The sequence below is a fragment of the Streptomyces sp. PA03-6a genome (assembly GCF_033792765.1).
Lineage (GTDB): Bacteria > Actinomycetota > Actinomycetes > Streptomycetales > Streptomycetaceae > Actinacidiphila.
On the sequence record NZ_JARAVK010000006.1, the window covers coordinates 67334 to 92539 of the forward strand.

Annotated in this window: 30 protein-coding genes; 14 read left to right on the forward strand and 16 right to left on the reverse strand. The window is 71.7% G+C overall.

Annotated features, from left to right (window positions below):
- Positions 1 to 10 precede the first annotated feature (10 nt).
- Together PV350_RS02855 and PV350_RS02860 are read left to right on the forward strand one after the other, a co-directional pair.
- A complete protein-coding gene (locus PV350_RS02855) occupies positions 11 to 634 on the forward strand; it encodes a TetR/AcrR family transcriptional regulator (protein ID WP_500332721.1) in 624 nt (207 codons plus the stop codon).
- Between the two features lie 129 nt (positions 635 to 763).
- The gene (locus PV350_RS02860; RefSeq protein ID WP_500332722.1) at positions 764 to 1177 is read left to right on the forward strand and encodes a (R)-mandelonitrile lyase; all 414 of its coding nucleotides are present in this window, start codon (positions 764 to 766) and stop codon (positions 1175 to 1177) included.
- A gap of 31 nt (positions 1178 to 1208) precedes the next feature.
- Here PV350_RS02860 and PV350_RS02865 read toward each other — a convergent pair whose 3' ends face one another.
- Positions 1209 to 2570 carry a hypothetical protein gene (locus PV350_RS02865; RefSeq protein WP_500332723.1) on the reverse strand — a complete coding sequence of 454 codons (1362 nt, stop codon included), beginning with the start codon at positions 2568 to 2570 and terminating at the stop codon, positions 1209 to 1211.
- 158 nt (positions 2571 to 2728) lie between these two features.
- On the opposite strand from PV350_RS02865, the gene PV350_RS02870 reads away from it, so the two are divergent.
- Positions 2729 to 3346, forward strand: coding sequence for a hypothetical protein (locus tag PV350_RS02870; protein WP_500332724.1), 618 nt, complete (start codon positions 2729 to 2731; stop codon positions 3344 to 3346).
- 113 nt (positions 3347 to 3459) lie between these two features.
- Positions 3460 to 4464: a phosphotransferase family protein gene (locus PV350_RS02875; RefSeq protein ID WP_500332725.1), complete on the forward strand. Its 1005-nt coding sequence runs from the start codon at positions 3460 to 3462 to the stop codon at positions 4462 to 4464.
- Positions 4465 to 4506: 42 nt separating this feature from the next.
- Here the strand turns inward: PV350_RS02875 and PV350_RS02880 are convergent, their stop codons facing one another.
- A complete protein-coding gene (locus PV350_RS02880; RefSeq protein WP_500332726.1) occupies positions 4507 to 4809 on the reverse strand; it encodes a hypothetical protein in 303 nt (100 codons plus the stop codon).
- Between the two features lie 256 nt (positions 4810 to 5065).
- On the opposite strand from PV350_RS02880, the gene PV350_RS02885 reads away from it, so the two are divergent.
- From PV350_RS02885 to PV350_RS02895, 3 genes are read left to right on the forward strand one after another with little or no spacing between them, the layout of a single operon-like run.
- Complete coding sequence (locus PV350_RS02885) at positions 5066 to 5995, forward strand: metal ABC transporter solute-binding protein, Zn/Mn family (RefSeq protein WP_500332727.1); 930 nt, start codon at positions 5066 to 5068, stop codon at positions 5993 to 5995.
- Positions 5992 to 6897: a metal ABC transporter ATP-binding protein gene (locus PV350_RS02890; protein ID WP_499509700.1), complete on the forward strand. Its 906-nt coding sequence runs from the start codon at positions 5992 to 5994 to the stop codon at positions 6895 to 6897. Before PV350_RS02885 ends, PV350_RS02890 begins: the two co-directional genes overlap by 4 nt.
- The gene (locus tag PV350_RS02895; RefSeq protein WP_500332728.1) at positions 6894 to 7790 is read left to right on the forward strand and encodes a metal ABC transporter permease; all 897 of its coding nucleotides are present in this window, start codon (positions 6894 to 6896) and stop codon (positions 7788 to 7790) included. The genes PV350_RS02890 and PV350_RS02895 overlap by 4 nt, the downstream gene beginning before the upstream one ends.
- Positions 7791 to 7871: 81 nt before the next feature.
- On the opposite strand, the gene PV350_RS02900 is transcribed toward PV350_RS02895, so the two are convergent.
- Positions 7872 to 8741, reverse strand: coding sequence for a helix-turn-helix transcriptional regulator (locus PV350_RS02900; RefSeq protein ID WP_499509702.1), 870 nt, complete (start codon positions 8739 to 8741; stop codon positions 7872 to 7874).
- Between the two features lie 162 nt (positions 8742 to 8903).
- On the opposite strand from PV350_RS02900, the gene PV350_RS02905 reads away from it, so the two are divergent.
- Both PV350_RS02905 and PV350_RS02910 read left to right on the forward strand, forming a co-directional pair.
- The gene (locus tag PV350_RS02905; protein ID WP_500332729.1) at positions 8904 to 9959 is read left to right on the forward strand and encodes an NAD(P)-dependent alcohol dehydrogenase; all 1056 of its coding nucleotides are present in this window, start codon (positions 8904 to 8906) and stop codon (positions 9957 to 9959) included.
- 81 nt (positions 9960 to 10040) lie between these two features.
- Complete coding sequence (locus PV350_RS02910; protein ID WP_500332730.1) at positions 10041 to 10244, forward strand: hypothetical protein; 204 nt, start codon at positions 10041 to 10043, stop codon at positions 10242 to 10244.
- A gap of 38 nt (positions 10245 to 10282) precedes the next feature.
- Here the strand turns inward: PV350_RS02910 and PV350_RS02915 are convergent, their stop codons facing one another.
- Entirely contained in the window at positions 10283 to 10498 is a 216-nt protein-coding gene (locus PV350_RS02915) for a hypothetical protein (protein ID WP_499509705.1), read from the reverse strand.
- Positions 10499 to 10606: 108 nt separating this feature from the next.
- Complete coding sequence (locus tag PV350_RS02920; protein ID WP_499509706.1) at positions 10607 to 10984, reverse strand: winged helix-turn-helix transcriptional regulator; 378 nt, start codon at positions 10982 to 10984, stop codon at positions 10607 to 10609.
- A gap of 294 nt (positions 10985 to 11278) precedes the next feature.
- Here PV350_RS02920 and PV350_RS02925 point away from each other — a divergent pair, with 294 nt between their 5' ends.
- Positions 11279 to 12064, forward strand: coding sequence for an MFS transporter (locus PV350_RS02925; RefSeq protein WP_500332744.1), 786 nt, complete (start codon positions 11279 to 11281; stop codon positions 12062 to 12064).
- Positions 12065 to 12307: 243 nt separating this feature from the next.
- Here the strand turns inward: PV350_RS02925 and PV350_RS02930 are convergent, their stop codons facing one another.
- The 3 genes from PV350_RS02930 to PV350_RS02940 form a co-directional block, all read right to left on the reverse strand.
- Complete coding sequence (locus tag PV350_RS02930) at positions 12308 to 12712, reverse strand: hypothetical protein (RefSeq protein WP_500332731.1); 405 nt, start codon at positions 12710 to 12712, stop codon at positions 12308 to 12310.
- Positions 12713 to 12824: 112 nt separating this feature from the next.
- Entirely contained in the window at positions 12825 to 13748 is a 924-nt protein-coding gene (locus PV350_RS02935) for a right-handed parallel beta-helix repeat-containing protein (RefSeq protein ID WP_500332732.1), read from the reverse strand.
- Between the two features lie 259 nt (positions 13749 to 14007).
- The gene (locus PV350_RS02940) at positions 14008 to 14613 is read right to left on the reverse strand and encodes a helix-turn-helix domain-containing protein (protein WP_500332733.1); all 606 of its coding nucleotides are present in this window, start codon (positions 14611 to 14613) and stop codon (positions 14008 to 14010) included.
- A gap of 132 nt (positions 14614 to 14745) precedes the next feature.
- Here PV350_RS02940 and PV350_RS02945 point away from each other — a divergent pair, with 132 nt between their 5' ends.
- The gene (locus PV350_RS02945) at positions 14746 to 15738 is read left to right on the forward strand and encodes an alpha/beta fold hydrolase (RefSeq protein WP_500332734.1); all 993 of its coding nucleotides are present in this window, start codon (positions 14746 to 14748) and stop codon (positions 15736 to 15738) included.
- A 68-nt stretch (positions 15739 to 15806) separates the two neighbouring features.
- Here the strand turns inward: PV350_RS02945 and PV350_RS02950 are convergent, their stop codons facing one another.
- The 3 genes from PV350_RS02950 to PV350_RS02960 form a co-directional block, all read right to left on the reverse strand.
- Positions 15807 to 16238 carry a DUF7144 family membrane protein gene (locus PV350_RS02950; RefSeq protein WP_499509711.1) on the reverse strand — a complete coding sequence of 144 codons (432 nt, stop codon included), beginning with the start codon at positions 16236 to 16238 and terminating at the stop codon, positions 15807 to 15809.
- A gap of 436 nt (positions 16239 to 16674) precedes the next feature.
- Positions 16675 to 17259, reverse strand: coding sequence for a 2'-5' RNA ligase family protein (locus PV350_RS02955; protein WP_500332735.1), 585 nt, complete (start codon positions 17257 to 17259; stop codon positions 16675 to 16677).
- Between the two features lie 100 nt (positions 17260 to 17359).
- Positions 17360 to 17917 carry a DUF1990 domain-containing protein gene (locus PV350_RS02960; RefSeq protein WP_500332736.1) on the reverse strand — a complete coding sequence of 186 codons (558 nt, stop codon included), beginning with the start codon at positions 17915 to 17917 and terminating at the stop codon, positions 17360 to 17362.
- A gap of 797 nt (positions 17918 to 18714) precedes the next feature.
- Here PV350_RS02960 and PV350_RS02965 point away from each other — a divergent pair.
- Positions 18715 to 20409 (forward strand): SpoIIE family protein phosphatase, encoded by a 1695-nt coding sequence (locus tag PV350_RS02965; RefSeq protein WP_499509714.1) that lies wholly within the window; start codon positions 18715 to 18717, stop codon positions 20407 to 20409.
- Between the two features lie 184 nt (positions 20410 to 20593).
- Positions 20594 to 21175: a hypothetical protein gene (locus tag PV350_RS02970; RefSeq protein WP_499509715.1), complete on the forward strand. Its 582-nt coding sequence runs from the start codon at positions 20594 to 20596 to the stop codon at positions 21173 to 21175.
- Between the two features lie 68 nt (positions 21176 to 21243).
- Here PV350_RS02970 and PV350_RS02975 read toward each other — a convergent pair whose 3' ends face one another.
- The 3 genes from PV350_RS02975 to PV350_RS02985 form a co-directional block, all read right to left on the reverse strand.
- Positions 21244 to 21387 (reverse strand): hypothetical protein, encoded by a 144-nt coding sequence (locus PV350_RS02975; protein WP_500332737.1) that lies wholly within the window; start codon positions 21385 to 21387, stop codon positions 21244 to 21246.
- A 76-nt stretch (positions 21388 to 21463) separates the two neighbouring features.
- Positions 21464 to 21673, reverse strand: coding sequence for a hypothetical protein (locus PV350_RS02980; RefSeq protein ID WP_500332738.1), 210 nt, complete (start codon positions 21671 to 21673; stop codon positions 21464 to 21466).
- Positions 21674 to 21778: 105 nt separating this feature from the next.
- Positions 21779 to 22372, reverse strand: coding sequence for a TetR/AcrR family transcriptional regulator (locus tag PV350_RS02985; RefSeq protein ID WP_500332739.1), 594 nt, complete (start codon positions 22370 to 22372; stop codon positions 21779 to 21781).
- Between the two features lie 161 nt (positions 22373 to 22533).
- Here PV350_RS02985 and PV350_RS02990 point away from each other — a divergent pair, with 161 nt between their 5' ends.
- A complete protein-coding gene (locus tag PV350_RS02990; RefSeq protein ID WP_500332740.1) occupies positions 22534 to 23493 on the forward strand; it encodes an SDR family NAD(P)-dependent oxidoreductase in 960 nt (319 codons plus the stop codon).
- 547 nt (positions 23494 to 24040) lie between these two features.
- On the opposite strand, the gene PV350_RS02995 is transcribed toward PV350_RS02990, so the two are convergent.
- Positions 24041 to 24646, reverse strand: a complete 606-nt coding sequence (locus PV350_RS02995) for a Fic family protein (protein ID WP_500332741.1) — start codon at positions 24644 to 24646, stop codon at positions 24041 to 24043.
- A partial coding sequence (locus PV350_RS03000) for a hypothetical protein (protein WP_500332742.1) occupies positions 24633 to 25206 on the reverse strand: 574 nt, incomplete at its 5' end. The genes PV350_RS02995 and PV350_RS03000, both read right to left, overlap by 14 nt.

Consider the following 25206-nt stretch of genomic DNA (forward strand, 5'->3'; position numbering starts at 1 on the left):
CGATGCGTCCGTGACGAGCCGGAAGTACCACTCCCCGCTGCGCGCCCATTCGGCCGCGAGCACGCGCGAAGCGATCCTGAACAGCGCCCAGGCGCTCTTCCTCGCCCGTGGGTACGCCGGGGTGACCATCGGGGAGATCGCGGAGGCGGGGAAGGTCGCCGTGCCCACGGTGTACAGCAGCGTGGGGAACAAGCCGAAGATCCTGACGGCCTTGCTGGAGCCGGCCCTCACCGACCCCGCCATCGCCGATTCCCTCGCCGCCGTCGACACCAGCGACGACCCGCGCGCCGTCATCGGGCTGACCGCCGCGGGCACCCGGCTCACGCACGAACGCCACTGGGAGCTGGTGTACGGGCTCTTCTACCGGGATCCGCCCGGGGAGCCGGCCGTCAAGGCGGTGCTGGACAAGGGGGCGGACGACTACGTCCAGGCCCTGAACCGGGTCGCGGACCGCCTCGTGGCGCTCGACGCGCTCCGCTCCGAGGTGAGTCGCGCCGAGGCCGTCGACGTGCTGTGGTTCCACCTCGGCCCGCACGCCTGGATCACGCTCGTCGGTGAACGGGGCTGGGCCTTCGACCGCGCCCAGACCTGGATCGCCCGTGCCGCCTGCCGGGAACTGCTCAAGCCGGCCTGAGGCGACTTCGGTCGTTCCGGCCGGGGCCTGGTCGACGGGCTGTGCGTCGGGGGCCGGGGTGCCAGCCTGGAAAGCGCGGCACCGCGCATGCGCCGTCGCCCGCGACTACCCGACGCCGAAGGAGGACTCATGGAATTCGTGACGTCCAGGCCCACCGTCAGGGGTCCTGAGAAATGGTTCACCGGGGACGTGTGGTTCGACGTGATCCTCGCGGGCGTGGAGCCCTCGCGGATGCGCGCGAACATGGTCCGCTTCTCCCCTGGCGCCCGCACGGCCTGGCACCGTCACGCCGTCGGCCAGACCCTGCACGTCGTCGAGGGCGTCGCCCTGGTCGGCACCCGCGACGGGACGCTCTTCGAGGTCCACCCCGGTGAGACGGTCGCCTGCCCGCCCGATGAGGACCACTGGCACGGCGCGACGCCGGAGAGGTTCATGCAGCACCTCGCGATGTGGGAGGGCCCGGGGGACGACCGTCCGGAGACCACGTGGCTGGAGAAGGTCGCCGACGAGCAGTACCGCGGTCCCCGCACCCGGAGCCACTGACCCCACGCCACCGCTCGGGCACGGTCCGGCTTCACAGACCGGCGTCGGCGAGGATGCGGTGCATCCGCTCAGGGCGCAGCACGGGGTTGGCGGCGGCACGGTGCACGACCTCCGGATCCGGGTCGCGGAGCAGTCGTTCCAGCAGCGCATCCGTGATGTTGGGGTGCCGCGCGACCGCTTGGCGCAGGAAGGACTCCTCCGCGGCGGCAAGTCGCTCCAAGAGCGGCCGGGGCAGTTCGGGGTCCTGCAGGGCGACGTAACGCACACGGGCATCCGGTTCGTCGGCGAACGTACGCAGCGTGTGGCGGGGGAAGTGGGGGTGCTCGACGAGCGGAGGCCGTACGCGGAATTCGTCACCGTGGGCACGTACGAGCCGTTCCAGGACCTCCGGGGGCGTGTCGGGCCGACGGGCGGCGATGCGGCGGACGTTGAGGTCGGGGTCGTCGTCGAGCCGTTGCCACGCCTCCTCGGGCAGGTCGCGGCAGGAGGCCAGTACCCGCCGGAATGCCACGTGCCGGCAGTCCAGGTACGTCAGGCGTTCCTCGAGGGGCACCTCACGCAACCAGTGCGGTGGCGCGACGGGCCAGCTCAACGCCAGGTCGGCGCCCATGCTGCCGCCTGCGCTCTCCGCCTCGACGGAGGCGTACACCCGGTCCCTCGTCCCGCGGTCCACGTGACGGCTTTGGGCGGCCACGAAGCGGACGACCGGGTCGTCCGCGTCCAGGAGCCGGGCCACCATGTCGGCCGTCAGGTGCGGGTTTCCGGCGACAGCCTGCCGGGCGTCCTCGTCCCCGTCTCGCATGAGCGCGAGGAACTGCTCCCCCGTGAGCGGGACATGGCACGCCACGTTGGCACGGGTGGCGGGGTCGGCGAGGCACCGGTCCCACCACTCCGGCGGAACCCCCGGTCGCTCGTGCCTCGTCGCGGCCGCCCGGACCTGCGGATCAGGGTCGGCGAGCATGGCCACCTGCACCTCGACGGGCCGCTCCCACCAGGTCCGCGCGACCGCGGCACGCAGCTTCGGGTCCGGCGCGCCGGCGAGTGCCGTGCGGCGCTCGCCATAGACCTCCTCGAGAGCGTCGATGCCGATCGGCACCCCACGGTCGACCATGGAGCGGACGAAGTCCGCGTGTGCGTCACGGATCGCCGCATCGGGATGCCCGGCGATCCTGCGGCGCATCCGCGGCGAGATCAGGTCCCGGCGCAGGAGCACCGCGCTGTCGCCCCCGCCGTGCGCCAGCAGGGCCTCGACGACCTCGTCCGCCAGCCGATCCGCGCGCAGCTCCACCCCGTGCCGACCGGCGGCGTGCGCGGCCAGGCGCACCAGGACGTCGCCGGAAGCCGCGGGATTGCTCCCCAGCCCGGAGAGCCGCGGATGCGTGAGGCTCGTCATGCGCCCAACGTAGCGGCGCGGCAGCGGCCTTCCACCGGTCGGGGGTACAAGGCAGCGGCACCGATCGACGTCTACGAGCCGGCCAGCGCAGCCCGGAGTGACAGCCGCTCCCCGCTGACGCGGAATCACCCTCCGCCCAGACAGGAGATCATGAACGCATGGCGCACACCCGATCGGCTCTGCAACCGCTCCTCCTGTCGGCTCTGTTGGCGCTGTCCGCCTGCGGGACGCAGTCCGCGAACGGGGCCGCACTCGAGAGCAGGGCGCGGTCCCTGGGGATCGAGCCAGCCATGGTGTACGTCACCGACGTCCCCGGCTACCGCGTCGCCCTCCAGTCCGTCGGCGTCATCGGCGACCACGGGTTCGGGGTCTCGTACAGCGGCCCGGAGGGAGGGACCATCGAACTGCGGGTCGACGAGCGCGCTTTCAGCGGCCCGGTCGGTTGCGCCGAGGACACCGGCGGGACGGGAACCGATCAGGCGACCTGCGAGCAGGAGGGGAACCACTGGTACCGGGCGACGAGTACGTCGCACTCGTACGTGCTGGAGGACGCGGGCCGCGTGATCCGGCTGTCCGCGGATCCGGGCACCGTCGGGCGCGACGTCCTGCGGCAGGCCGCCGAACACGTCCACCGGGCCTCCGACGCGGAGTCCGCCCGTGTCCTGCCGTCCGAGGACGGGGGCGGCCGGGGTCGGCCCGAGCGCGGCGACCTCCCGGCGAACGGCGACGGCGCCGCCCGGGACCCGGCCGGTCTCTTCGCGGGGACCAGCGGCTGACGGGCGCCCTGCACCGTCCGGCGCTCCAGGCCCATACGGCTAGTCTCGGTGCTGTCGGGCGCAGCCGGGTGGCACGGCTCAGGTGGCGGCCGGTGGGCCGGGGAAGGACGGATGTGGACTTCGAGCCGATCCTGCGCGCCGAACACGCTTTTCAGCAGGGCCTGTCCGCGCAGGAGATCCAGGCCATCGCCGGCCGCGCCTTCGGGGCCGCGGCCCGGGTCGTCTCGGCCGTGGAGCTGGGCCTGGGGATGTACAACAACACGTACCGCCTCACACTGGCCGGGCGGCAACGGCCGGTGATCCTGCGCGTCGCACCGGAGCCACGCAGGCAGTTCCTGTCCGAGCGGGAGCTGATGCGCAACGAGTACGCGAGCGTGCCGTGGCTGTCGGTGGTCGCCCCGTTGATGCCGCGCGTGATCGCCGCCGACTGGTCGCACGAGGTGATCGGGCGGGACTGGATGGTGCAGAGCCTGCTCGACGGTGTGCCGGCGCCGGGCCATCTGGACGCGTACCCCCGATCGGCCTGGCCGGGCTTCTTCCGGCAACTGGGCGCGGTGGCCAGGACGGTGCACTCGGTGCGCGGCCCGCACTTCGGGCCGGTCGCCGGTCCCGGGTACGCCACGTGGAGCGAGGCGGTCGTGACCTCGATCGAGGACATCGCCACCGACCTCGACGGCGTCGGCCTGGACGCGGCCGATCTCCGCAAGGTGGCGGCCGTGGCCATGGAACGCCGTGCGGTGCTCGACGAGGTCACCGAGCCACGCATGCTCGCCGGCGACCTGTGGACCGTGAACGTCCTGATCGCCGAAGGTTCTCCCGAGCCCCGGATCACCGGGGTCCTGGACCTGGACCGGACCTTGTGGGGCGATCCGGCGGCGGACTGGACGATCCACATGGCACGGGCCAGGCCCGGCAGCGAGCGGGACGCGTTCTGGGACGCCGACGGCTACGGCTCACCGGCGGACTCGCCCGCCGCGGTGTGGCGCTCCCACGTGTACCGGGCGCGTCACCTCGGTGCGATCCGGCTGGAACACCATCGCCTGGCCAGCACCGCTGGGGTCCACGGCACGTACGGAGGCATGGCAGGCGTGCTGGCGGAACTGGACCTGCCCGGCTGAAGCGGGCGGCCTTCCCGGCGCTCGCGAAGGCGGGCGAGGACGTCAGTGGTCGTCCCAGTGCCCGTCATGGGCTGCGTGACGGTGCCCGTCGTGGACGTAGTCGATGTGGTCCCCGTGCGGCACGGCGACGTGGCCGCAGCCCGCGGCGTGCTCATGGCCGTGCCCTTCGTGGGCCACGTGGGCCGGAGCGTTGCATTCGTCGATGTGGTCGCCGTGGGTGCGGTGGATGTGACCGCCGTGGGCGTAGTCGGTGTGGTCGCCGTGCGGCACGGCGACGTGGCCGCAACCTTCGCCATGAGTGTGCTCGTGCCGATCGTGCGGACGGTGCTGGCCTGTGCTCTCCATCAGGACTCCTTCCCTGACGCCTCGCATGCGAGCGCGCCGCCGGTTGTTCGTCACCGGTGGAGCATCGACAACCGATAAGCATCTTAGTGCCCGATATGCGCCATTCACACACTCCGATGGTGACGCGACGGCCTTCGGGCCGCCCTTTGCCCACCCCCTGTCGATAGTGGTATTCATTTTCATCTAAGCTGCCGGTGTGCGTGTGGCCCTGCGCCCACCCGGCAACTCCCTTTCGCAGCCCTCGGAGGCTTCCGTCATGTCCCAGTCCCCTTCCCGTCTCGCCATCCTGCTGGCCGGTGCCGCATCACTCGGCCTGCTGGCCGGCTGTGGCGCTTCCTCCGACGATGCCGCGAGCGCCAAGAGCAGCGCTTCCCCGTCCAAGGTCTCCGTCGTCGCCTCCACCGACGTCTACGGCGACATCGTCGAGCGGATAGGCGGCGACCGGGTCGACGTCACCTCGATCATCAGCGATCCCGACCAGGACCCGCACTCCTACGAGGCCGACACCCGCAACCAGCTGGCCCTGTCCAAGGCGAAGCTCGTGGTGGAGAACGGCGGGGGGTACGACGACTTCATCGACCGGATGCTGGGGAGCGGCAACGCCTCGGCGGACGTCATCAACGCCGTCGAGGTCTCGGGCCGGACCGCTCCGGCCGGCGGAGAGCTCAACGAGCATGTCTGGTACGACTTCCCCTCGGTGAGCAAGATCGCCGACCGCGTTGCCGATGCCCTGGGCAAGGCGGACCCGGACCACGCCGGCACCTTCACCAAGAACGCCGCCGCCTTCAAGAAGAGCCTCAGCGCGCTGGAGGACAAGGAGGCTTCCCTGAAGTCCGCGCACGACGGCGAGGGCGTGGCGATCACCGAGCCCGTGCCGGGTTACCTGCTCGCAGCGTCCGGCCTGGTCAACCAGACCCCCGAAGAGTTGAGCGAGGCCGTCGAGGAGGGCGACGACGTCTCCGCCAAGGTCCTCAAGGCCACCCTGGACCTCTTCTCCGGCAAGAAGGTCAAGGCCCTGGTCTACAACGAGCAGACCTCCGGCGCCCAGACGGAGAAGGTCAAGTCGGCGGCCGAGGCGGCCGGTGTGCCCGTGGTACCCGTCACCGAGACCCTGCCCGAAGGCAAGGACTACCTGACGTGGATGAGCGACAACGTCGACGCACTCGCCGACGCCCTGAACAAGTGACCCGGCAGCCCTCGCCGTCGGTACCCGGGCCCCGCACGGGCGACCCGGACGTCGACGGCAGGCCCGGGCCGCTGATCCGGATGAGGAAGGGCGGTCTCCGGTACGGGGACCGCACCCTCTGGAAGGATCTCGACCTGGACGTGGCGCCCGGGGAGTTCTGGGCGGTGCTCGGACCGAACGGCTCCGGCAAGACGAGTCTGGTCCAGGCCCTTCTGGGGCGCCGGCCGCTCTCCTCAGGCACCCTGCACGTGCTCGGCGACGAACCCCGTCAGGCCGCGCGTCACATCGGGTACGTGCCCCAGCAGGGGACGGCCATGGCGCACGACATGGTGCGGGCGCGTGATCTGGTGGGCTACGGCCTGGACGGACACCGGTTCGGGCTCCGCCGGCGCGACGCCGCCACCCGGCGGCGCATCGACGCCGTCATGGACGCCGTCGGCGCGTCAGGCTACGCGAACGCGCCCCTCGGCACCCTCTCCGGCGGCGAGCGGCAGCGCGTCCGCATAGGGCAGGCCCTGGCCACCGACCCCCGCCTGCTGCTGTGCGACGAGCCCACACTCTCCCTGGACCTCCACCACCAGCGGGCGGTGACCGAGCTCATCGACCGAAGGCGCCGGGACCACGGGACCGCCGTGGTGTTCGTGACCCATGAGATCAACCCCGTCCTCGACCTGGTGGACCGGGTGCTCTACCTCGCCCCACAGGGACACCGCACCGGCTCCCCGGAGGACGTGCTGACCTCGGAGTCCCTGTCGGCCCTGTACGGCTCCCGGGTCGACGTCCTGCGGGTGCGGGGCAGGATCGTCGTCGTCGGCACCCATGACACCCATGACCAGCAGGCCGTGCACCACCCGGGACTCGACGCCGCGGACGCACACGCAACGGACGGAGCGCACCCATGACGGCGGCCGAGATGTGGCAGCAGATGTTCAACTTCCAGGACTACGGCGCCCTGCTCGGCCTGGTGCGCAACTCCCTCATCGTGGGCGGTGTGCTGGGCCTGGTCGGCGGACTGACCGGAGTCTTCGTACTCCTCCGCGACCTGCCCTTCGCCGTACACGGCATCAGCGAACTGTCCTTCGCGGGCGCCTCTTTGGCGCTGCTGCTCGGGGTGAACGTGGTGGCCGGCTCGATCGCCGGATCGCTCATCGCCGCCCTGGCGATCGGCGTACTGGGCTCCCGCGCCCGGGACCGCAACTCGATCATCGGCATCCTGATGCCGTTCGGGCTCGGCCTCGGCGTCCTCTTCCTCGCGCTCTACAAGGGCCGTTCGGCCAACAAGTTCGGCCTGCTGACCGGCCAGATCGTGGCCGTCGACGATCCGCAGACCGGGTGGATGCTCACCCTGTCCGCGCTGGTGCTGATCGCCCTCGCCGTCATCTGGCGCCCTCTGGCCTTCACCAGCGCAGACGTGCACGTCGCCGAAGCACGCGGCTTGCCCGTCCGCGGGCTGTCCGTGGCCTTCATGCTCCTCCTGGGAATCACGATCGCCCTGTCGGTACAGGTCGTCGGGGCGCTCCTGGTCCTCAGTCTGGTCGTCACCCCTGCCGCGGCGGCCGGCCGGGTCACCGCCTCCCCCCTGCTCCTGCCGTTGCTGAGCGTGCTCTTCGCCGTCCTCGCCGTCGAGAGCGGCATCCTCCTCGCCCTCGGCAGCAGCATCCCCATCAGCCCCTACGTCACGACCATCTCGTTCCTCGTCTATGCCACGTGCCGGGCCGTCGGAACACGACGCGCTCGGCACGGGCGCACGACCCGCACGGTGACGGCGGTCGCCGGCGGACCCGTACGCGGCTGAAATCCACCCGGTGACGGCGAGCTCCCTGCTGTGGAGCCACGTCGACCGACGATCGGATGACCCGCGGGCACCGGCCTGGCCCTACGGCCGGACGTGACGGTCGGCGTCCTCGGCCGCGGGCACGTTCCAGCTGGCCAGGATGCGCAGTTTCTCCTCCGACGGCGAGCCCCGGTCGGCCCTGAAGACGATGACGCTCTGGCCCTTGCCGCCCGGCAGGGCCATCGTCTCGTAGTGCAGGCTCATCTCGCCGACGGTCTCGTTGAAGAACCGCTTCACGCCGTACGAGTGCTCGTACAGCCGGTACTCCGCCCAGTACCGCGCGAAGTCCGGCGAGGCCACCGCGATCTCCCCCACGAGCTGCTCCAGCACAGGGTCCGCCGCCCGGTCCGCGGCGACCTGGCGCAGCGCCGCCGCGACCTGGGGCGCGATCCTGTTCCACTCGGGGTAGACGGTCCTGGCCCGGGGGTTGAGGAACGTCCAGCGGGCGAGGTTGCGCTCCTTGACGGGCATGGCGTCGAAGTCGTCGATGAGGAGCCTGGCGGTGTGGTTGACCGCCAGCACCTCCAGTCGCGGCCCGTGCACCATGGCGGGCAGGTCGAGCGCGTGCACCATGGCGACGACGCCCGGCCTGGCCTTCACCGGGGGCGGCGCCGAGGGGGTGGGCCGGCTTCCCGCGTTCCGTACCAGCGTGCGGAGGTGCGCGCACTCCAGCTGGTCGAGCTGGAGTGCCTTCTCCACCGCTCCGAGGACCTCCTCGGAGATGCGGCCGATCCGCCCCTGTTCCAGCTTCGTGTAGTAGGCCACGCTCACCCCGGCGAGGGCCGCGACCTCCTCGCGCCGGAGTCCCGGCACCCGTCGGCTGCCGTAGCCGACCGGCAGTCCCGTCTGCCCGGGGTCGATCGCCGCCCGCCGGGAGACGAGGAAGTCCCGCAAGGCCCTCTCAGCGTCCATACCCCCAGGTATAGCCGAGCCCCGCCTGCGTGGGGCCCCGAAGGTGGCTCTGCGAGTAGCACCCTCAGCACGGTCACGCTCCCTCTTCGCCGGGGGCCCCGCACCTGGTGCAGTCGAAGACGGAAGTTCCCCCCGTCCGACGTCGCCCCACCAGGAGACAGCATGCCTTTCATGGTTCCCGCCCTCGCCGCAGCCGGCCCCGACGCCCCGGTCGAGCTCACGACCGTCGAGCGCCGTGACCCGGGCCCTCACGACGTCATCATCGACATCGCGTACACCGGCATCTGCCACACCGACATCGCCCTCCTGCGCAACCACTGGATGGAGGGCCTGTTCCCCATGGTCCCGGGCCACGAGATCACCGGGACCGTCGTCGCGACCGGCCCGGACGTCACCCGGTACGCCGTCGGTGACCGGGTGGGCGTCGGCTGCTACGTCGACTCCTGCCGCACGTGCGTGAACTGCCTCGCGGGCGAGGAGCAGCACTGCCTCAAGGGCGAGGTCCTCACCTACGGCGCGCTCGACTACGACGGGCGGCCCACCTTCGGCGGCTACAGCCGGAGGATCGTCGTCGACGAGAACTACGTCCTCCGCATCCCCGACGGGCTCGCCCTGGACGTCGCCGCCCCGCTGCTCTGCGCCGGGGTCACGATGTACGCGCCGCTGCGGCGCTGGGGCGCGGCGGCGGGCAGGAAGGTCGCCGTCGTCGGCATGGGCGGCCTCGGGCACATCGGGGTGAAGTTGGCGCACGCGATGGGCGCGGAGGTCACCGTGCTCAGCCGGAGCCTGTTCAAGCGCGAGGACGGTCTGCGGTTCGGAGCGGACGACTACGTGTCCACCGAGGACGGTTCCTACGTCCGGGATCACGGGCAGAGCTTCGACCTGATCGTCAACACGGTGTCGGGCGGCATCGACACCAACGCCTACCTCGCACTGCTGCGCCTGGACGGCGTGCTGGTCAACGCGGGCGTCACCGCCGAGGCCGCCACCTTCCAGGGCATGCTCCTCGGCAGCCCGCGCCGGATCATCACCTCGACGAGGAACGGCAGCATCCGCGAGAACCAGGAGATGCTCGACTTCTGCGCGAGCCACGGCATCGCCGCGGACATCGAGACCGTGCCCGCGGACCAGGTCAACACCGCTCTGGAGCGTCTGGACCGCGGCGACGTGCGCTACCGCTTCGTCATCGACGTCTCCACCCTCGGGGCCTCGCGGTGAGCGACGAGTGCGCCGGAGCCGGGGCCGGGGTGAGGGGGCGCCGCCGTGCGCCCGGCGCGGTTGCTGTTGCAGGCTGGGGTTATGCGCACCGAGGGGCCGCCGGTGATCGTGGAACCGCCGGTCGACGGACGAAGGGTCGTGATCCGGGGCGAGTACTTCGGCACCGCGCACTCCCTGGCGGACCTGTTGCGGTACCTGTGGCTCGCCGGGTACGACGCGGGGACGGTCAGCTTGACCGACCCGGGTCAGGTGGAGTGGCGTGGGGGCGGCCCGGAGGCGTGGTGACGACGCCCGGCGCATCCGTGAGGGCGGGCGGGAGCGGGTCAGCGGGGCGAGCTGTAGCGGGAGCCCGGCCGTAGGCGTACGGCCCTGACGCGCAGCTGCTCGGTGAGCCCGTCGTCCTGGCAGTCCCCGCAGAGTTCGTGCCGGCCTTGGTCGGTGATGACGGTTCCCCAGCCGAAGCAGGCTCCGCATTCGCGGGCCAGGTCGACGTTCGCGCGGGGAGTGGGGTAGGGCAACCCCTCTGCTCCTCGGGTCATGAGACACCCCTCTGCACTGCCTCGGGAGATTTTGCGTGGTTATTACCCATTCGCCACGACATACACCCATTCCGGGCCATCTCCATGGCAGCAGCCCCTCCTCCCCCGCTACCGGGCACGGCGCAACCGGCGTGCGCTCCACTGCGCGAGCGGCTGCAGGGCGGCGATGAGCGCCTGGCCGTCGGGGGCGAGCGCGTAGCGGACCTGCACGGGGGTGCTCGGGATGACGGAGCGCTCGATGAGGCCCTCGGCCTCGAGTTCCTTCAGGCGCTGGGCGAGCAGCCGGTCGGAGATCCCGGCGATGACGGCACGGTACTCGCCGAACCGGCGCGCGCCCTGGGCCGCCGCGGCCAGGATCGCGCCCGTCCACCGGCGTCCGACGAGCTCGACGGCGCCTTGGAAGCTCGGGCACGCCTCGTCGTGGACCGAGCCGCGCTCCAGGCGCAGCGGCTGGGGGCTGATCGTCTCGTGGGATCCCGTGGTCATTCCTCGGAGCGTAGCCCTGCCCTGCCGCCCGGGCGGGCGTCGTGCCTGGTACGGCCGGTACCAGGAAGGGTCCTCGCTGGCAGCCGGGCCCGGTCGCGGCCCAGCCGGGGAGCCGTCCGGCGCCCGGGCCCGGCGCCGGACGGCGAGCCGGACGGCACACCACGACCACAGAGGACCACGCGTGCGGACGCCCCCGAGACACCACACGGACGACGGATCCGGGAGCTGCCGCAGGCGCCGCCCGCCAGGACGGTGCGAGGCTTCGCGACGGTCACCGCGATCGTCTTCCTCGCCATGGCGGCGAGCAGCACACCCTCCCCCCCTCTACGGCCTCTACCAGGAGCGACGGCACCTCGGCACGGTCACGACGACGCTCGTCCACGCCTGCTACGCCGCGGGCGCCGTCCTCACGCTGCTCGTGGCGGGAGGCTCAGCGGCCACGTGGGACGCCGGCGCGTGCTCCTGGCGGCGGTCGTCGTCCTCGGCTGCGGTTTCCTGCTGTTCCTGACCGCTCCGGGGGTATGGGCGCTGTACCTGGCACATCTCGTGCAGGGCGTCGGCGTCGGGCTGCTCACCAACGGTGCCGGGGTCGCGCTGGCGGATCTGCACCCGCGCCGGGACCTCCGCGCGACGGCGGTGGCCAACAGCGCCGCGGCCTCGGCGGGCATCGCGCTGGGCGCCGTCCTGGCCGGGGGCGGCGGCCCTCGCCGCGGTCGTGGCGCCCGCGCCGTCCGCACCTCGGCGGGGAAACGCGCTCGGCGCTGCTGCGGGAGGCGCCGACCGTCGTCGTGGGCTGGGCCGTCGTGGGTCTGTCTGGCGCTGGGCGTGGAGTTGGCAGCCGCCGCTGTCGGTCACCGGTCTCCTGGGCTCCCTTCCGTCGGCGCGAGCCTCACGGGCGCCAGCTTCGGGCTCACCTTCACGGGGTCGACGGCCGCGGTGAGCGTGCCCATCGTGGCGGTCGGCGCGGCGCAGTCGTGGCTCGGCCCGCGGGGTGCGTTCACCACCTTCGGGGTGTTCGTGGGGCTGACCGCACTGGTCGCGGCGATCGTCACCGTCCGCGGCCCCCGCCTCCGTCCGTGACGGGTGACCTCTGTGCCCGGGTGTCACACGGGCGGGCCGGCCGGTGTCTTCATGGCGCACGGCCCAACGGGCCCACGGACAGGGAGAGAAACGATGGCGCTACCCCTTCCCAAAGCAGAGCTCCCCGCCGGGCGGAGCCTGCGGTCCCGGTGAGACCGGGATCGGTGCCGCGCCCCGGACGGTTCGTCGCCGCAGTCGCGAACTCCTGCGGCCGCGACGGCGCGTACGGCCGCCGACCCGGAGTTACGGCCGGGCGTCGAGGCGGTGCTGCAAGCGACCATCCGGGCCGAAGACGTCCATCAGGTACCCCTTGTGCAAGGAGACCCCCTCCTCATGCCGCAGGAAGTCGGTGATCGATTCCTTGAGTTCCTCGAAGGGCTCGGGATCATCGTCCGAGTTGTGCGTCCACACCGTCACCAGGGGAACACCGCCAGGGCCGGAACCGCGCTGAAGCCCGTACACGTCCGTCACTCCGCCGGAATGGCGGTAGTGCTCGGCCAACCGGACCGCAGGATCGGGCGCGACAGTGGAGGTGACCGTCGGGCCAGGGGTGTAGCCATCGGTGGCGGAAGCACTGTGCTCGGTACAGCCGGACAGCAGGGTGACGGATCCGGCACAGGCCAGGGCCACGAGGGCGATTCTCTTCATCGCATGATTTTCACCCGGTCACGAGGGGGCGCCGTGGCATTCCGCGGGTCTTGCTCGTGGGATTGGCTGGGAGTGATCGACACGACGCGGAGCTTGGCGGGATGTGGGGAGGTCAGCCGGTGCAGCCGGGGACGGGAACGGGCCCGCCGCAGTTGTCCGGGCGGTTGTTGCGCACCGTGGAGCCGGTCAGTGTCACCGTGCCGTCCTTGTTGTAGACGCCGCCGCCGGTTCCGGCCGTGTTGTCGCCCACCGTGGAACCGATCAGTGCGACCGTGCTGTTGATGTCGTTCCAGATGCCGCCGCCTTCGGCTCCCGCCGTGTTGTCGCCCACCGTGGAACTGGTCGACGTCACCTTGCTGTTGAAGATGTTGTAGATGCCGCCACCGGATCTCGCCGCCGTGTTGTCGCGCACCATGGAGCCCGTCAGAGTCAGCGTCCCATTGAAGTTGTTGTAGATGCCGCCGCCGTCGATCGTCGACGTGTTGTGCTCCACGGTGGACCCGGTCAGCCTCACGGCGCCGAAGTTGATGATGCCGCCGCCGGAGTGAGAGGTGTTGTCGCGCACCGTGGAGCCGGTCAGCGTCACCGTGCTGTTGACGTCGTTGTAGATGCCGCCACCTGGGCCTGCCGTGTTGTGCTCCACCGTGGAGCCGGTCAGTTCCACCGTGCCCCCGTTGTTGCGGATGCCGCTGCCCGTGCCGTTGGTGATGGTCAGCGTGTCCAGTCGCACCCGGACGGCTCCGGTCACGGTCACGGTCGAGCCGGCTCGGTTGCCGTCGAGGACGGTGGGTTTGAGGCCGATCAGGGTCAGGTCCTTGTTGATGGTGAAGGGGCCGCTACAGGTCCCGCTCACCAGTAGCGCCGCCCCCGGGGCGGCGCTGTTGATGGCAGGCTGCAGGGCTGTGGCGTTTCCGCGGCAGTCCACCACGGCGAATTGGGCGGCCGCGGCCGGAGCCGCTCCGACCAGGCCGACCGCTCCCGTCGTCGCCGCAAGAACCGTCGACGAAAGCGCCGCACGAGCTGATCCCTTGAGCATGCAGCTTCTCCTGTCTCCGCGCGGGGCACGCACGGGGTCCTGCGCCGCTGTCGTCCTTCCGGCATGGACGGCCTGCACACCCACACCCGAAGACCACCGGTGCCCCGGCGGTGTGGGAGGCACGCCGATGCAAGGCCGCACGCCCCCCGAACGGCCTGGGACAATGACCCGTGCGGCCGAAGGACGGCCCCCCGGCGGGTTCGGTGCGGGCCCTGGGCGCGATCGCCGTGGAGGTCTCCCGGGCTGCTTGCCCGGCACCTTAGAGGCGGTCGTGGTGCGCCGTCGGCTGGACGCGGGGGCGCAGGCGTTCGCCTTGGGGCCCGTACATGATCAGGTATTCGACTGGTGCGCCGAGGCCGGCGTTGGCGAATCCATGAGGGGTACGGGTGTCGAACTCGGCGACCTCTCCGGAGGTCAGGACGAGGTCATGGTCGCCGAGTGCCAGCCACAGCCGCCCGGACAGCACGCAGAGCCATTCGTATCCTTCGTGCGACGACTGACGCGGCCGTGGCGGCTGTTCGTCGGCGGCCGGCAGGACGTGCTTGTGCGCGTGGAGCCCTCCGACATAGCGGGTCAGCGGCAGTACCGCCTTGTCGTCCACCGCGCGCTGCACCGGGCGGGACGGCTGCTGCGCGGGGGCCTCGGCGGTGCCGGCCAGAGTGTCCAGGGAGACGCCATACGCCTTCGCCAGGCGCAGCAACAGTTCCAGATTCGGTTTGCGCAGGCCGTTCTCGACCCGTGACAGCGTGCTGGAGGCGATCCCGGTGGCCCGGCTGACCTCGGAGAGCGTGTCCCCGCGCTTCTCGCGCGCGGCCCGCAGCCGCGGCCCCATGGCGGCCAGGACCGCGGCGACATCGTCCGCCATTGCCCTTCGCCTCCCTCGCGCGTCCGCCCTGACCTGCCATTTTGCCAGTTCGTCAACGCGGCTCGCATCCCCGTCCGTCGACACCGCATGATCGACGGGTACCGCAGCCACCGGGGAACCCGAGGAGAAGCCATGCACCAGCCCACGCCGTCCGGCGACCTGCGCCACCACACCGTCGAGGCGCCCGCCGGACGGCTGCACCTGGTCGAGCAAGGCAGGGGGCCGCTGGTCCTGCTCGTCCACGGCTTCCCCGAGTCCTGGTACTCCTGGCGCCACCAACTCCCGACCATGGCAGCGGCGGGATACCGGGCGGCGGCACTGGACGTGCGCGGCTACGGCCGCTCCTCCACGCCGACGGAGGCGAGCGAGTACCGCATGCGCGCCCTGGTGGAGGACAACGTCGCCCTGGTGCACGCGCTGGGCGAGGAGACAGCGGTGGTCATCGGGCACGACTGGGGCTCGAACATCGCCGCCGCTTCCGCCCTGCTGCACCCCGACGTCTTCCGCGCCGTGGGCCTGCTCAGCGTCCCCTACGCCCCGCCCGGCGGACCGCGGCCCAGCGACGTCTTCGCGCAGATGGGCGGAGACGAGGAGTTCTACGTCTCCTACTTCCAGCAGCCGGGCCGCGCCGAGGCCGAGATCGCGCCCGATGTCCGGGGCTGGCTCGCGGGCTTCTACGCCGCCCTGTCCGCCGACACCATGCCGGCCCCGGGACAGCCCGACCCGCACTTCGTCAGCGCAGGCGGAACCCTGCGCGACCGCTTCCCCGCCGACCGGCTCCCCTCCTGGCTCACCGAGGCCGACCTCGACCACTACGCCGGGGAGTTCGAGCGCACCGGCCTCACGGGAGCACTCAACCGCTACCGGAACATGGACCGCGACTGGGAGGACCTCGCCGAGTTCAACGGCGCCCCCCTGACCCAGCCGTCCCTGTTCATCGGCGGCACCCTGGACGCCTCCACCACCTGGATGTCCGACGCGATCGACGCCTACCCGACCACCTTGCCCGGCCTGGTCTCCTCCCACCTCCTGCACGACTGCGGCCACTGGCTCCAGCAGGAACGGCCCCAAGAGGTCAACCACCTGCTGACCACCTGGCTCGCGGCACTGCCTCAGCCGGCATAGGCGTCCACCTGAGTTCAGGCCCGTTGTAGCGCTGTCGGACACTCAGCTCGGCTGCCCTTACGCACCGTTCAGTGGCCGCCGCTGGACCCAGCGTGGAACCTGGTCAGGGTGAACACGATGATGAGGTCGAGAACCATCACGGGAATCGCCCATGCGGGGTAATACGGAACGAACATGAACTGGGTGATCAAACTGATCCCCGCCAGCGCTGCGCCGGCCCCCCGCCCCCAGCTCTTGTTCATCAGGACACCGAAACCGGCGACGACGAGCGCCACTCCGATGACAAGGTGGATGACTCCCCAGGCGGTCAGGTCGAACTCGTAGGCGTAGTGGGACGACGTGACGAACAGCGTGTCCTTTGCAATGGCGGTCGCACCCATGAGGATGCTGAGCGGCCCGCTGAGCATCAGCAGGGACCCGGCGGCCACGGACGCGCCACTGAGCATCTCGCCGCCGCCGGGGCCCCCGTTTCCTTGCCGTGCTGTGGGCATCGCCGTCATGACCGCCGCCTTTCCTGTACGGCGCGGCCACCGACGCACACTGCTTGCGCGAGAGCGGCCACGCTGTCTCTGACAGCATCACCACAAACGTTCGCCACCGCGACCGGATGCGTCCGCAGGGGTTTCGGCGATTCGCGGGAGGTAAGGCGGGGCGGTTCGGGAACTGTCGCCGACCGCGCCGGAACCGGTGCCCTGGGCAGCGGCGCCGATGACTTCGCCCGGTGCGTCCTTCCCGTCCAGCCGGGTACACCGGTGCTGGACCATGCACTGGACCCCGCCGCACGCCTCCTGGTTGAGCCAGGTGGCACTGTTCTTCTCCGTCCCGACCCACCGGGTCCTGGCGGCACGGAGACTTCCCCAGCCGCGACGCCCTCATCGACAAGCTCGACACCTACGTCATCGAGCACGACGCCACGGCGAAACCCTACCGCTGGACCTACGACGGCAGCCCACTCGAAGCCGCCTGACCAGCATCGACCCGTGGTGCACGCAGGGCGAAGTCCGCCCGTTCACGCCACACGATGCCGTCGAAGACCAGCAACTGGACCGAACTGACGTGCGTCGTGACCGGCAGCCGACCCGCCAGATCGGCCTCAACGGCGTCCAACACACTCGGCTCCTGGCCATGCGCCACCGTCAGATGAGGAATGACCTCGGCAAACCGGCCCCCATACGGCGGTGCCTCCGGCCACCGGTCAGCGACGGCCAGGATGAGTGCCCGGAACTGATCGTCCGGCTCCGGGGCGAGGTAAAGCACCCCGGGGAAGCGACCGCATCTCCGGAAACGAAGATCAAAAGCGCTGTGGGATCCGAAGAGTTCGCCCAGGACTCCCAAGACTTGATCACCGACGCCGTCCTGACTCAGAAACGGATAGAGCACCGACACATGCGCCGGGACCCCGGCCCCCACCGACGCGTCGAACCGCTCACGCCAGCCGCCCACGACCGGCTCGGCCTCGGGCACCTTAACGATCAGTGCTGTCTCACCCGCCCGATACTGACCAACGCCGTCTGCTGCCATGGCGACATGATCTCAGCCAGTCGACCCCCGCCGACAAGATCACGACCTCCAGGGGCGGAGGTTTTCGAGCCCGCGGAGTGAGGACCTCGGGGGGCGAAAATCAAGAGGACGCCATCAGGGCACGTAGGTAACGGCGCCGGAAGAATCGCTGGGCCAAGAGCAACGCCGGGAACAGCAGTCGCCATGGTCCGTGTGGAGCGGCACGGGTCAGGGAGCGAATCGTGAGTGAGACCGTACCGTCGGGTGCGCGGTGGACGACGAAGGCCTCCTCGCCACAGACAGGATGCCCGGGCAGAGTCCCATAGGCGAAGCCGCAACGGTCCGGCATGTCGACCACCGCCACGACCCGCACGGGCTCCCGCACCACGAACGGGCCGAAGCCCGCGGTGATCCGGTACTCGGCTCCCTCGGCGACCTTCTCCCCGGCGCCGTCGCAGCCCGTGACGGTGAAGCCGCTTCGCCGCTTCACACCCCAGCGCAGAACGGCGTCCGCCGCGGCGCGCCAGTCCGCGTCCCCGCGTCCGATGACGACGGTGCGCGAGAAGGGCCGCAAGCCCGTGCCCTGCACCGACCACTGCCGATCCTCGGGCCGCGTCGCTCCCACAGCGCCGTAGTTGAGCGCACCACTCGAAGGGCGGCTCGTACTGCGCTCAGGCATGAGATGAGACTCCTACCGAACAGTGAACGGTGATGGGTCCAAGACGTGGCCGCCCGCGAAATGACCTGTCCCGGGCCATGGGAGCACGGTACAGCTCGGTTCAGAGCTGTACCTACGGGCTGTCCCCGACCGCGTGGTATCAGTCCTCGTCATCGAGTAGACGGCGCCCAATACAGGACCGAAGATCAGCGCGACCAGCACCGATCCGTATCGCTCCGTCAGTGACTTCCTCAGGCTGCCCATCCGGTACACGCTGCGCAAGCAGCATCCGGAAACGTGCCTCCTGACGGAAGTGCACGGCTCGCCGCCCGGTTCGAGCTCGTCGCGCAGCCGCCCCGGGCTTCGCCGCCGCCGTCACAGGGTGATGACGGCCAGGGGGCGCCCCTGCCGACGGCTTCCGCCACCGCGAGCTCGGCGAAGGCGGCCAGCAGACCGGAGAACGCGGCCGGGCCGCCGCGTGCCAGGTGCTGCTTGCTGTGGATCCTCACGCAAGTGATGCGCCACCCAGGCGGCCCGAGATTGGTGCACCACCCAATCGAGTGAAGCGACGCGTCCCCGGAAATGCGGTACATGTGGGCCGCGCAGGCGCGTGCGGCCTCGACTGAGGCCGTGCCACGACGGGTTCGTCCCCGGATCGCGCACCGGCCGAGGGCCGGAGGCGTGGGCGCCGGCACCCCGTCGTGTCGGCCGCGGTCGGGTTCCCACAGGCGGGAGCATGGGGGGACGGTCGTCGTCCGCGGTGCCCCTGTCCGGGAAGGCGCTTGTGGCGAGCCGCGGAGGCGATCAGGGAGGGTGCGGTGTCGGACGACGCTGACGAGGGACGGCGGTGGGCGTCCCAGCCGGGCTTCTGGCGGCAGGTCGTCGATCATCTGGGGGCATCGCTGGCCGTGGTCGACCCCGCCGGCCGGGTCGTCGCGGTCAACCCGGCCGCCGAACGGCTGCTGGACCGCGCCGCCGACGCGATGGTCGGCGAGGACTTCCACGACCTCGTGCACCGGCACACGGATCGTGAGCGCACCGGGGCCCGGTGCAGGCTGCTCGAAGCGCTGACCCTCAAGGGTGCGGGGCGCGCGGACGGCGACAGGTACCTGTGCGGTGACGGCAAGCTGGTCGAGGTCTCCTGGTCCGCCGCGCCGGTGACGGACGGTACCTCGTTCAAGGGCACCGCGATGCTGTTCGCCGGCCTGACCAACTACGGCAGTGAACGTGCCGAGCAGATGCACGCCTTGGAGGACCTGACCGGCCGCCTGACGCTGGTCGCGCAGATCACCGCGGTGCTCGGCCAGACCCTCGAGACCGACGAGGCACTCGCCCGCCTGGGGCGCCTGCTGGTCCCCGGGCTCGCCGACTGGGTGGCGGTCGACCTGCTCGTCGACGACAGCGAGACGCACCGGGTGGCGGTCACCGGACCGGAGGGCCGGGACCGTGGGCAGGAAGGCTGGAGCGCCCGCCTCCCCCCAGCGGGCGAGTCCCGTTCCCCGCTGGTCCAGGCCGTGCGCGGGGCGGTGCCCGTCCTGCAGGACCCGGCCGGTGCGACCGCACGGCCGGACTCGCCGCTGGCCGCCCTGCACAACGGCTTCCTCCAGTCGGTGGGCGCCGCATCGGCACTCACCGTTCCGCTGGGCTCGGGGAGGAATTCCACCGGTGCCCTGACCCTGGTCCGCACCGACCCCTCCGCCCCCTTCGGCAACGACGACCTGCAGGTCGTGGTGGACATCGGCCGCCGGGTCGGCCAGATCCTGGAGAACACGCGCCGGTTCGGCCGTCAACGAGACGTCGCCGAGGCCATGCAACGCAACCTGCTCACGCCCCTCCCCCAGCCCGGACGCCTGCTCATGTCCGCGCGCTACGAGCCCGCACCCGCCGCGTCCCAGGTCGGTGGCGACTGGTACGACGCGTTCCAGCTCAAGGACGGCGCGACCGCATTGGTCATCGGCGATGTCGTCGGCCACGACCTGACCGCCGCCGCCGGAATGGCCCAACTCCGGGGCATGCTGCGGTCCTTGGCGTGGGATCGCACCGAACCCCCCGGCGCCGTCGTCGACCGCCTCGACGACGCCATGCCCGTGATCACGACCGTCCCCATGGCCACGCTCGTCCTCGCCCGCGTCGAAGGTCCCCGCAACGGCCCGTGGACCCTGCGCTGGACCAACGCCGGACATCCCCCGCCACTGCTGCTCACCCCGGACGGCCCAGGCCGCTACCTCGACGACGCGCGAAGTCCTCTGCTGGGCGCGCGCATCGGCGTCCGCGAACCCCGGCCCGACGCCACCACACCCCTGCCGCCGGGGTCCACGCTCCTGCTCTACACCGACGGCCTCATCGAACTCCCCGGCGCCGACCTCGACACCGGCCTCAGCCGGCTCCGCCGCAACGCCCTCGCACTGGCCGACGAGCCGCTGGACGACTTCTGCGACCAGCTCCTGAGCCGCATGCCCCCCGGCAACGTCGACGACATCGCCCTCCTCGCCCTGCGGCTGCCCCCGTCATGAGAGCCGGCCGCATCACGTCACCCCTTCGGCTACACGGCGTGCGCAAATGAGTACGAACAGTAATCCTTGCTGTGGGTTCGACGTCCTGCGTGACGGTCCCCGCTGCGTACGGCGGGGCGGGCTGCACAGGCCGCCCGCAGAACCCATACCTGGAGGTGACGTGTTGTACCGAATAACCAGGCCCATGTCATCGGCACAGCGACGCTACGGCCGTGTCCGCGTGTGGACGGTGGCCGCGAGCGCGGCACTCGCGTCCTGCGTGGTGACGGGTACGGCGTACTCGGCGCCCGCGGAAGGCAGCTCCACGACGGCTGACAGCACGGAGTACGGCGCCGCCCAGCAGGGGTCCGTGCACCCGTGCTACCCGTACCCGTCCTACCCCAACTACTGCCTGAACCGTCCGGGCATCCCCGGTCCTCCCGGCCCGCAGGGACCGGCCGGTCCCGCAGGTCCCCCCGGCCAGGCCGGGCCTCCCGGAACTCCCGGGCCCCAGGGCACCCCCGGTGTCCCGGGCCCCCCTGGCGGGCTCTCCGGTGCCCACACCCTGGTCGCCACGTTCGCGGCGGACGGCCTCGACCACACGTTGTCCTGCCCCACGGGCGAGTTGGCCGTCGGCGGCGGATTCGCGCTCGACACGGCCACGATCGTGACCAGCGTCCCGTTCGCGAACCCCTCCACCGGGTGGACGGTGAACGCGGTACCCGCGGGCGTGGGCCCGCACACCGTGACCGCGGTCGTCGCCTGTGCGCTCAGGGCCACGCCCTGACATGAGCCGGACGGACCCGGCGCACCGTTCGGTGCGCCGGGTCCGTCGGCGTCCGGCCGGTGCCGGGGTCAGGCGTTGCGGAAGGCGTCGCGCAGCCGCATCTCGTTGTGGCCGTTCTGGTCGTAGTCGTCGGAGTACGTCAGCGCGAGCCGGCCGCTGGGCGCGACCGTCACCGCCGGGCCGCCCTGGCCGCCGCCGGTCACGACGTTCATGCGCAGGGCGGGGAGCCGGCCCGTGCCACTACGAGATCGCCGAGGCCATGTCACGCGCCCTGGGCCGTCACGTCACCTACGTACCGATCGACCTCGACGAATTCGCCGCCATCCTGGAGAAGCGCGGCGCCTCCCCCACCTCGTCCAGCACCTCCTCGCCGTCGCCGTCGACTACCGTCACGGCGTCTTCTCCGGCAAGAAGGACCTGGTGAAGCGGATCGGCGGCGACGACCCCCTGGACGTCGAGAGCTTCGCCCTCCGGCACCGGGCCCGCTTCGACGACCACTGCGCCTGAGCCCGGTCGAGCCGTCCGCCGCTCCGGGGACGCGCGGCAGCGCGCGCCCGTACGGCATCCGGCCCGACCCGCACCGCCGGGACCGGCCGCGGCATATCAGCAGCGCACGATGCCGTGGAGCAGCAGGTCGATGAGCCGGGTGGCCAGGTCGCGGTGTTCCTCGCTGGCGGCCATGAGGCTGATCCCGCCGAGGGCCATGAGGACGTCCTGGGGGTCGACGTCCGGGCGCGCCAACTGCTGCCCGTCGCCCCCGTCCCTGGGGGCGAGCAGGTGGGTGACGGCCTCGGCGAGCAGGGCCCGGGTGTGCATCTTCTCGCTGTCGTCGGTCAGCACCACGCGCAGCGCGTCGGCCATGCCGTGCTTGGCGGCCATGAAGTCGATGAAGGACTCCATCCAGGTGCGCAGGGCCTCCTCCGGTGGGCGCGTGGCCGCCAGGTGGGGCGCCGCCTCGCACAGACGCTGCACTTCGTGCCGGTAGGTCGCCTCGACCAGTAGTTCTTTGGAGGGGAAGCGGCGGTAGAGCGTTCCGACGCCGACGCCGGCGTCGCGGGCGATGTCCTTGACGGAGGCGCCGATGCCGTCCTGCGCGAAAGCCGCGGCCGCCGCCTCCAGCACCCGGTCCTCGTTGCGCTGCGCGTCGGCGCGCAGGGGTCTGCCGCGCCGTGCCGGGGCCTCGTCGTCGCCGGTCAATCCCGTCTCCCTTCCCGCCGCCACTTGCAAGCGGAACCGGTTCCGCTTACAGTCCCGAAGCGAACCGGAACCAGTTCCGGATACGAGAGTACGGCGGCACCGTGCCCGTGCGCCACCGGCCGCACGCGTGCCCCGCATCACCGCCTTCCTGGGAGAACGTCATGACCGACCAGCTCATCACCACGCCCTTCGGAGCGCAGACCACCGCCGCCGACGTGCTCGCCGGCGTCGACCTCGCGGGCCGGCGTGCCATCGTCACCGGGGCGGCCTCCGGCATCGGCCGCGAGACCGCGCGCACCCTCGCCGCCGCCGGGGCCGAGGTCACCATCGGCGTCCGCGACCTGGCCGCGGGCAACCGGGTCGCCCGGGAGATCTCCCCCGCGAGCGGCCCGGGAAGCGTGCGCGCCGCCCTGCTCGACCTCGCCGACCAGGGATCCGTGCGTGCCTTCGTGGCTTCCTGGTCGGGACCGCTGCACGTCCTGGTCCTCAACGCCGGAGTGATGGCTTCGCCGCTGGAGCGGACCGAGGAGGGCTGGGAGCTGCAGTTCGCCACCAACCACCTCGGCCACTTCACCCTCGCCACCGGCCTGCACGACGCCCTCGCCGCGGCGCGCGGGGCACGTGTGGTCGCGGTCAGCTCGGTCGGCCACGTGAACGGCGACGTGCTGTTCGACGACTTCCACTTCGAGCACCACCCCTACGACCCCTGGGCGGCCTACAGCCAGTCCAAGACCGCCAACGTCCTGTTCACCATCGAGGCGGCCCGCCGGTGGGCACCGGACCTGATCGCCGTCAACGCCCTCAACCCCGGCCGCATCACCACCACCCGCCTCGGCCGCCACATCGGTGACATCTCCAACAGCCCCACCACCTTCGACGCCACCAGCACGGACGTGTCCTGGAAGGACATCGAGCAGGGGGCCGCCACCTCCGTGCTGCTCGCCGCATCGCCGCTGGTCGAAGGCGTCTCCGGCCGCTACTTCGAGGACTGCAACGAGGCTGCCCCGCACACCCCCGGGGTACGCCGCGGCGTCGCCGCCCACGCCATGGACCCCGACCGGGCGGCGCTGCTGTGGCAGGTCTCCCTCGACATGATCGCGTCCTCCGTGACCAGCGCCTGACACCACCCCCGCACACGAGCGGCGGGCCGCCCGGGAACGGGCGGCCCGCCAAGAAGGGCACCACGAGATGCCACACGCATTCACCGGCACCACGGCACTGGTCACCGGCGGCGGCACCGGCATCGGCCGGGCGAGCGCCATCGCCCTGGCGGCGGCCGGCTGCACCGTCACCGTCGCCGGACGCGCCGGGTCCACACCCCGGCGGTTCCGCGACCCCCTCGCCACCGCGGCCGCCCACGGCGGCCGCACCGTCACCCCGCCGGCCCCGGGAATTGCGGCGCGGAACCCGCTTCGCCTACCTCGCGGACCCCGAGGACAACCTCATCGAATTGCGGCAACCCGCGTGATCCCGCGGCGGGAGGAGCGGCCTCGCCGGCCAGGGCGGAAGGCGGCGAGGCCGCACGTACAGGATGCGGCGCCATCGGCTCTCGGGCACGCTGGAGAGGCGAGCCGGGGCATAGGCTCGCACCGGTCGGCGCGTCGACGGCGACCCCTTGGAGCCCTTCGAGGTCCCGGCGGCGCGCCGACCTCGCCTGTCGACCTCGCGCTACCGGCGCCGGTTGAGCACACCTATGAGCGTGGCCAGGTCGGCGGCGCCCGCCGGGTCGTCCGCGTAGCGGGTCGTCAGGAGCGGGCCGACCTCCGGGAGGACGATGTCCTCGCGGGCCAGCACGTGGACCAGGGTCAGCAGGGCCGCGCGGGCATTGCCATCGGTGAAGGGGTGGAAGAACGCCACGTCGAGGTACGCGCGGGCCGCGCGTGCCGCCGGCGGGACCTGCGGGTCGGTCGCCTCGCGCAGGCAGGCGGCGAAGTCGGCCTGGGTCGTCGGCGTCAGGCCGTAGCGTTCGCGGCCGGCCTTCGCATAGGCGTCCGTCTCGCGGAACGGCGCCTGTCCCCCGCCGAAGACCTCGCGCTGCCAGCCGGCCAGCAGCGCGAAGTCCAGCGGGGCCCGGCGGGCGGCGTCGGCGCGGGCCAGGGTGTGGGCGGCGAGCAGGCGCTCCGCGCGGACGCGGTCGCGCCGGCGTACCGGCCCTTCGCACCACGCGCGGAACCCGTCGCGCGCGGGCCGCACCCGTCGCAGGGCGGGTACCTGGTGCCAGGCGGACTCGCGGCGTACGCGCAGCCAGGTCGCGAGGCTGTCAGGAGCGGTCATGGCGCTCCTCCAGGTCCTCTCGGTCACGGTGGTCCTGGTAGGGGGCGTGGCCGGTGAGGCCGACGGCGAGGTCCTCACCGACCGATTCGATCAGTGTCCGCGCGGGGGCGACCCAGCTCCGGAACCGGCCGCCGATCGCGGCCTCGACCGTCCGTCCGGCATCGGCCTGGCTCATGCCGCCGGTGGTCAGGTACCAGCGCAGGAGCAGACCTGCCTGCCCGTGCCAGCCGCCCTCCGCGCCGGAGTCGAGTGCGTACGTCACGAGCCGGACGCAGGCCCGCTCGAGATGCCAGCTGAGATCCTCCGGAGAGGCGTCCGGTGGCGGTGCCAGCTCGGCGAATCGCCGGGCCGTCCTCTCCAACCACTCCCGCCACTCCAGCAGCGCCGCGACGACGCGGGCGGCGGTCTCGTCGGGGGTCGTCACCGAGCCGGCTCCGGTGACCCAACTGCCGACGACCCCGCCGTACCGGTAGCACCAGTTCCATCCCTGCGCCCAGGTCCCGTACCGCTCCCGGATGATCGCGTCCACCTGGCGTTCGCACCAGTGCTCGCCCTCCCAC

Excerpts from the sequence above, each read along its gene's own strand:
- PV350_RS02990 (WP_500332740.1), top strand. The coding sequence starts at position 22,534 with ATGACCGACCAGCTCATCACCACGCCCTTCGGAGCGCAGACCACCGCC.
- PV350_RS02955 (WP_500332735.1), bottom strand. The coding sequence starts at position 17,259 with ATGGCAGCAGACGGCGTTGGTCAGTATCGGGCGGGTGAGACAGCACTG.
- PV350_RS02920 (WP_499509706.1), bottom strand. The coding sequence starts at position 10,984 with ATGACCACGGGATCCCACGAGACGATCAGCCCCCAGCCGCTGCGCCTG.
- PV350_RS02950 (WP_499509711.1), bottom strand. The coding sequence starts at position 16,238 with ATGACGGCGATGCCCACAGCACGGCAAGGAAACGGGGGCCCCGGCGGC.
- PV350_RS02895 (WP_500332728.1), top strand. The coding sequence starts at position 6,894 with ATGACGGCGGCCGAGATGTGGCAGCAGATGTTCAACTTCCAGGACTAC.
- PV350_RS02880 (WP_500332726.1), bottom strand. The coding sequence starts at position 4,809 with ATGGAGAGCACAGGCCAGCACCGTCCGCACGATCGGCACGAGCACACT.
- PV350_RS02910 (WP_500332730.1), top strand. The coding sequence starts at position 10,041 with ATGCGCACCGAGGGGCCGCCGGTGATCGTGGAACCGCCGGTCGACGGA.
- PV350_RS02925 (WP_500332744.1), top strand. The coding sequence starts at position 11,279 with ATGGCGGCGAGCAGCACACCCTCCCCCCCTCTACGGCCTCTACCAGGA.
- PV350_RS02960 (WP_500332736.1), bottom strand. The coding sequence starts at position 17,917 with ATGCCTGAGCGCAGTACGAGCCGCCCTTCGAGTGGTGCGCTCAACTAC.
- PV350_RS02930 (WP_500332731.1), bottom strand. The coding sequence starts at position 12,712 with ATGAAGAGAATCGCCCTCGTGGCCCTGGCCTGTGCCGGATCCGTCACC.
- PV350_RS02885 (WP_500332727.1), top strand. The coding sequence starts at position 5,066 with ATGTCCCAGTCCCCTTCCCGTCTCGCCATCCTGCTGGCCGGTGCCGCA.
- PV350_RS02975 (WP_500332737.1), bottom strand. The coding sequence starts at position 21,387 with ATGAACGTCGTGACCGGCGGCGGCCAGGGCGGCCCGGCGGTGACGGTC.
- PV350_RS02860 (WP_500332722.1), top strand. The coding sequence starts at position 764 with ATGGAATTCGTGACGTCCAGGCCCACCGTCAGGGGTCCTGAGAAATGG.
- PV350_RS02905 (WP_500332729.1), top strand. The coding sequence starts at position 8,904 with ATGCCTTTCATGGTTCCCGCCCTCGCCGCAGCCGGCCCCGACGCCCCG.
- PV350_RS02900 (WP_499509702.1), bottom strand. The coding sequence starts at position 8,741 with ATGGACGCTGAGAGGGCCTTGCGGGACTTCCTCGTCTCCCGGCGGGCG.
- PV350_RS02995 (WP_500332741.1), bottom strand. The coding sequence starts at position 24,646 with ATGACCGCTCCTGACAGCCTCGCGACCTGGCTGCGCGTACGCCGCGAG.
- PV350_RS02970 (WP_499509715.1), top strand. The coding sequence starts at position 20,594 with ATGTCATCGGCACAGCGACGCTACGGCCGTGTCCGCGTGTGGACGGTG.
- PV350_RS02870 (WP_500332724.1), top strand. The coding sequence starts at position 2,729 with ATGGCGCACACCCGATCGGCTCTGCAACCGCTCCTCCTGTCGGCTCTG.
- PV350_RS02945 (WP_500332734.1), top strand. The coding sequence starts at position 14,746 with ATGCACCAGCCCACGCCGTCCGGCGACCTGCGCCACCACACCGTCGAG.
- PV350_RS02915 (WP_499509705.1), bottom strand. The coding sequence starts at position 10,498 with ATGACCCGAGGAGCAGAGGGGTTGCCCTACCCCACTCCCCGCGCGAAC.
- PV350_RS02865 (WP_500332723.1), bottom strand. The coding sequence starts at position 2,570 with ATGACGAGCCTCACGCATCCGCGGCTCTCCGGGCTGGGGAGCAATCCC.
- PV350_RS02940 (WP_500332733.1), bottom strand. The coding sequence starts at position 14,613 with ATGGCGGACGATGTCGCCGCGGTCCTGGCCGCCATGGGGCCGCGGCTG.
- PV350_RS02935 (WP_500332732.1), bottom strand. The coding sequence starts at position 13,748 with ATGCTCAAGGGATCAGCTCGTGCGGCGCTTTCGTCGACGGTTCTTGCG.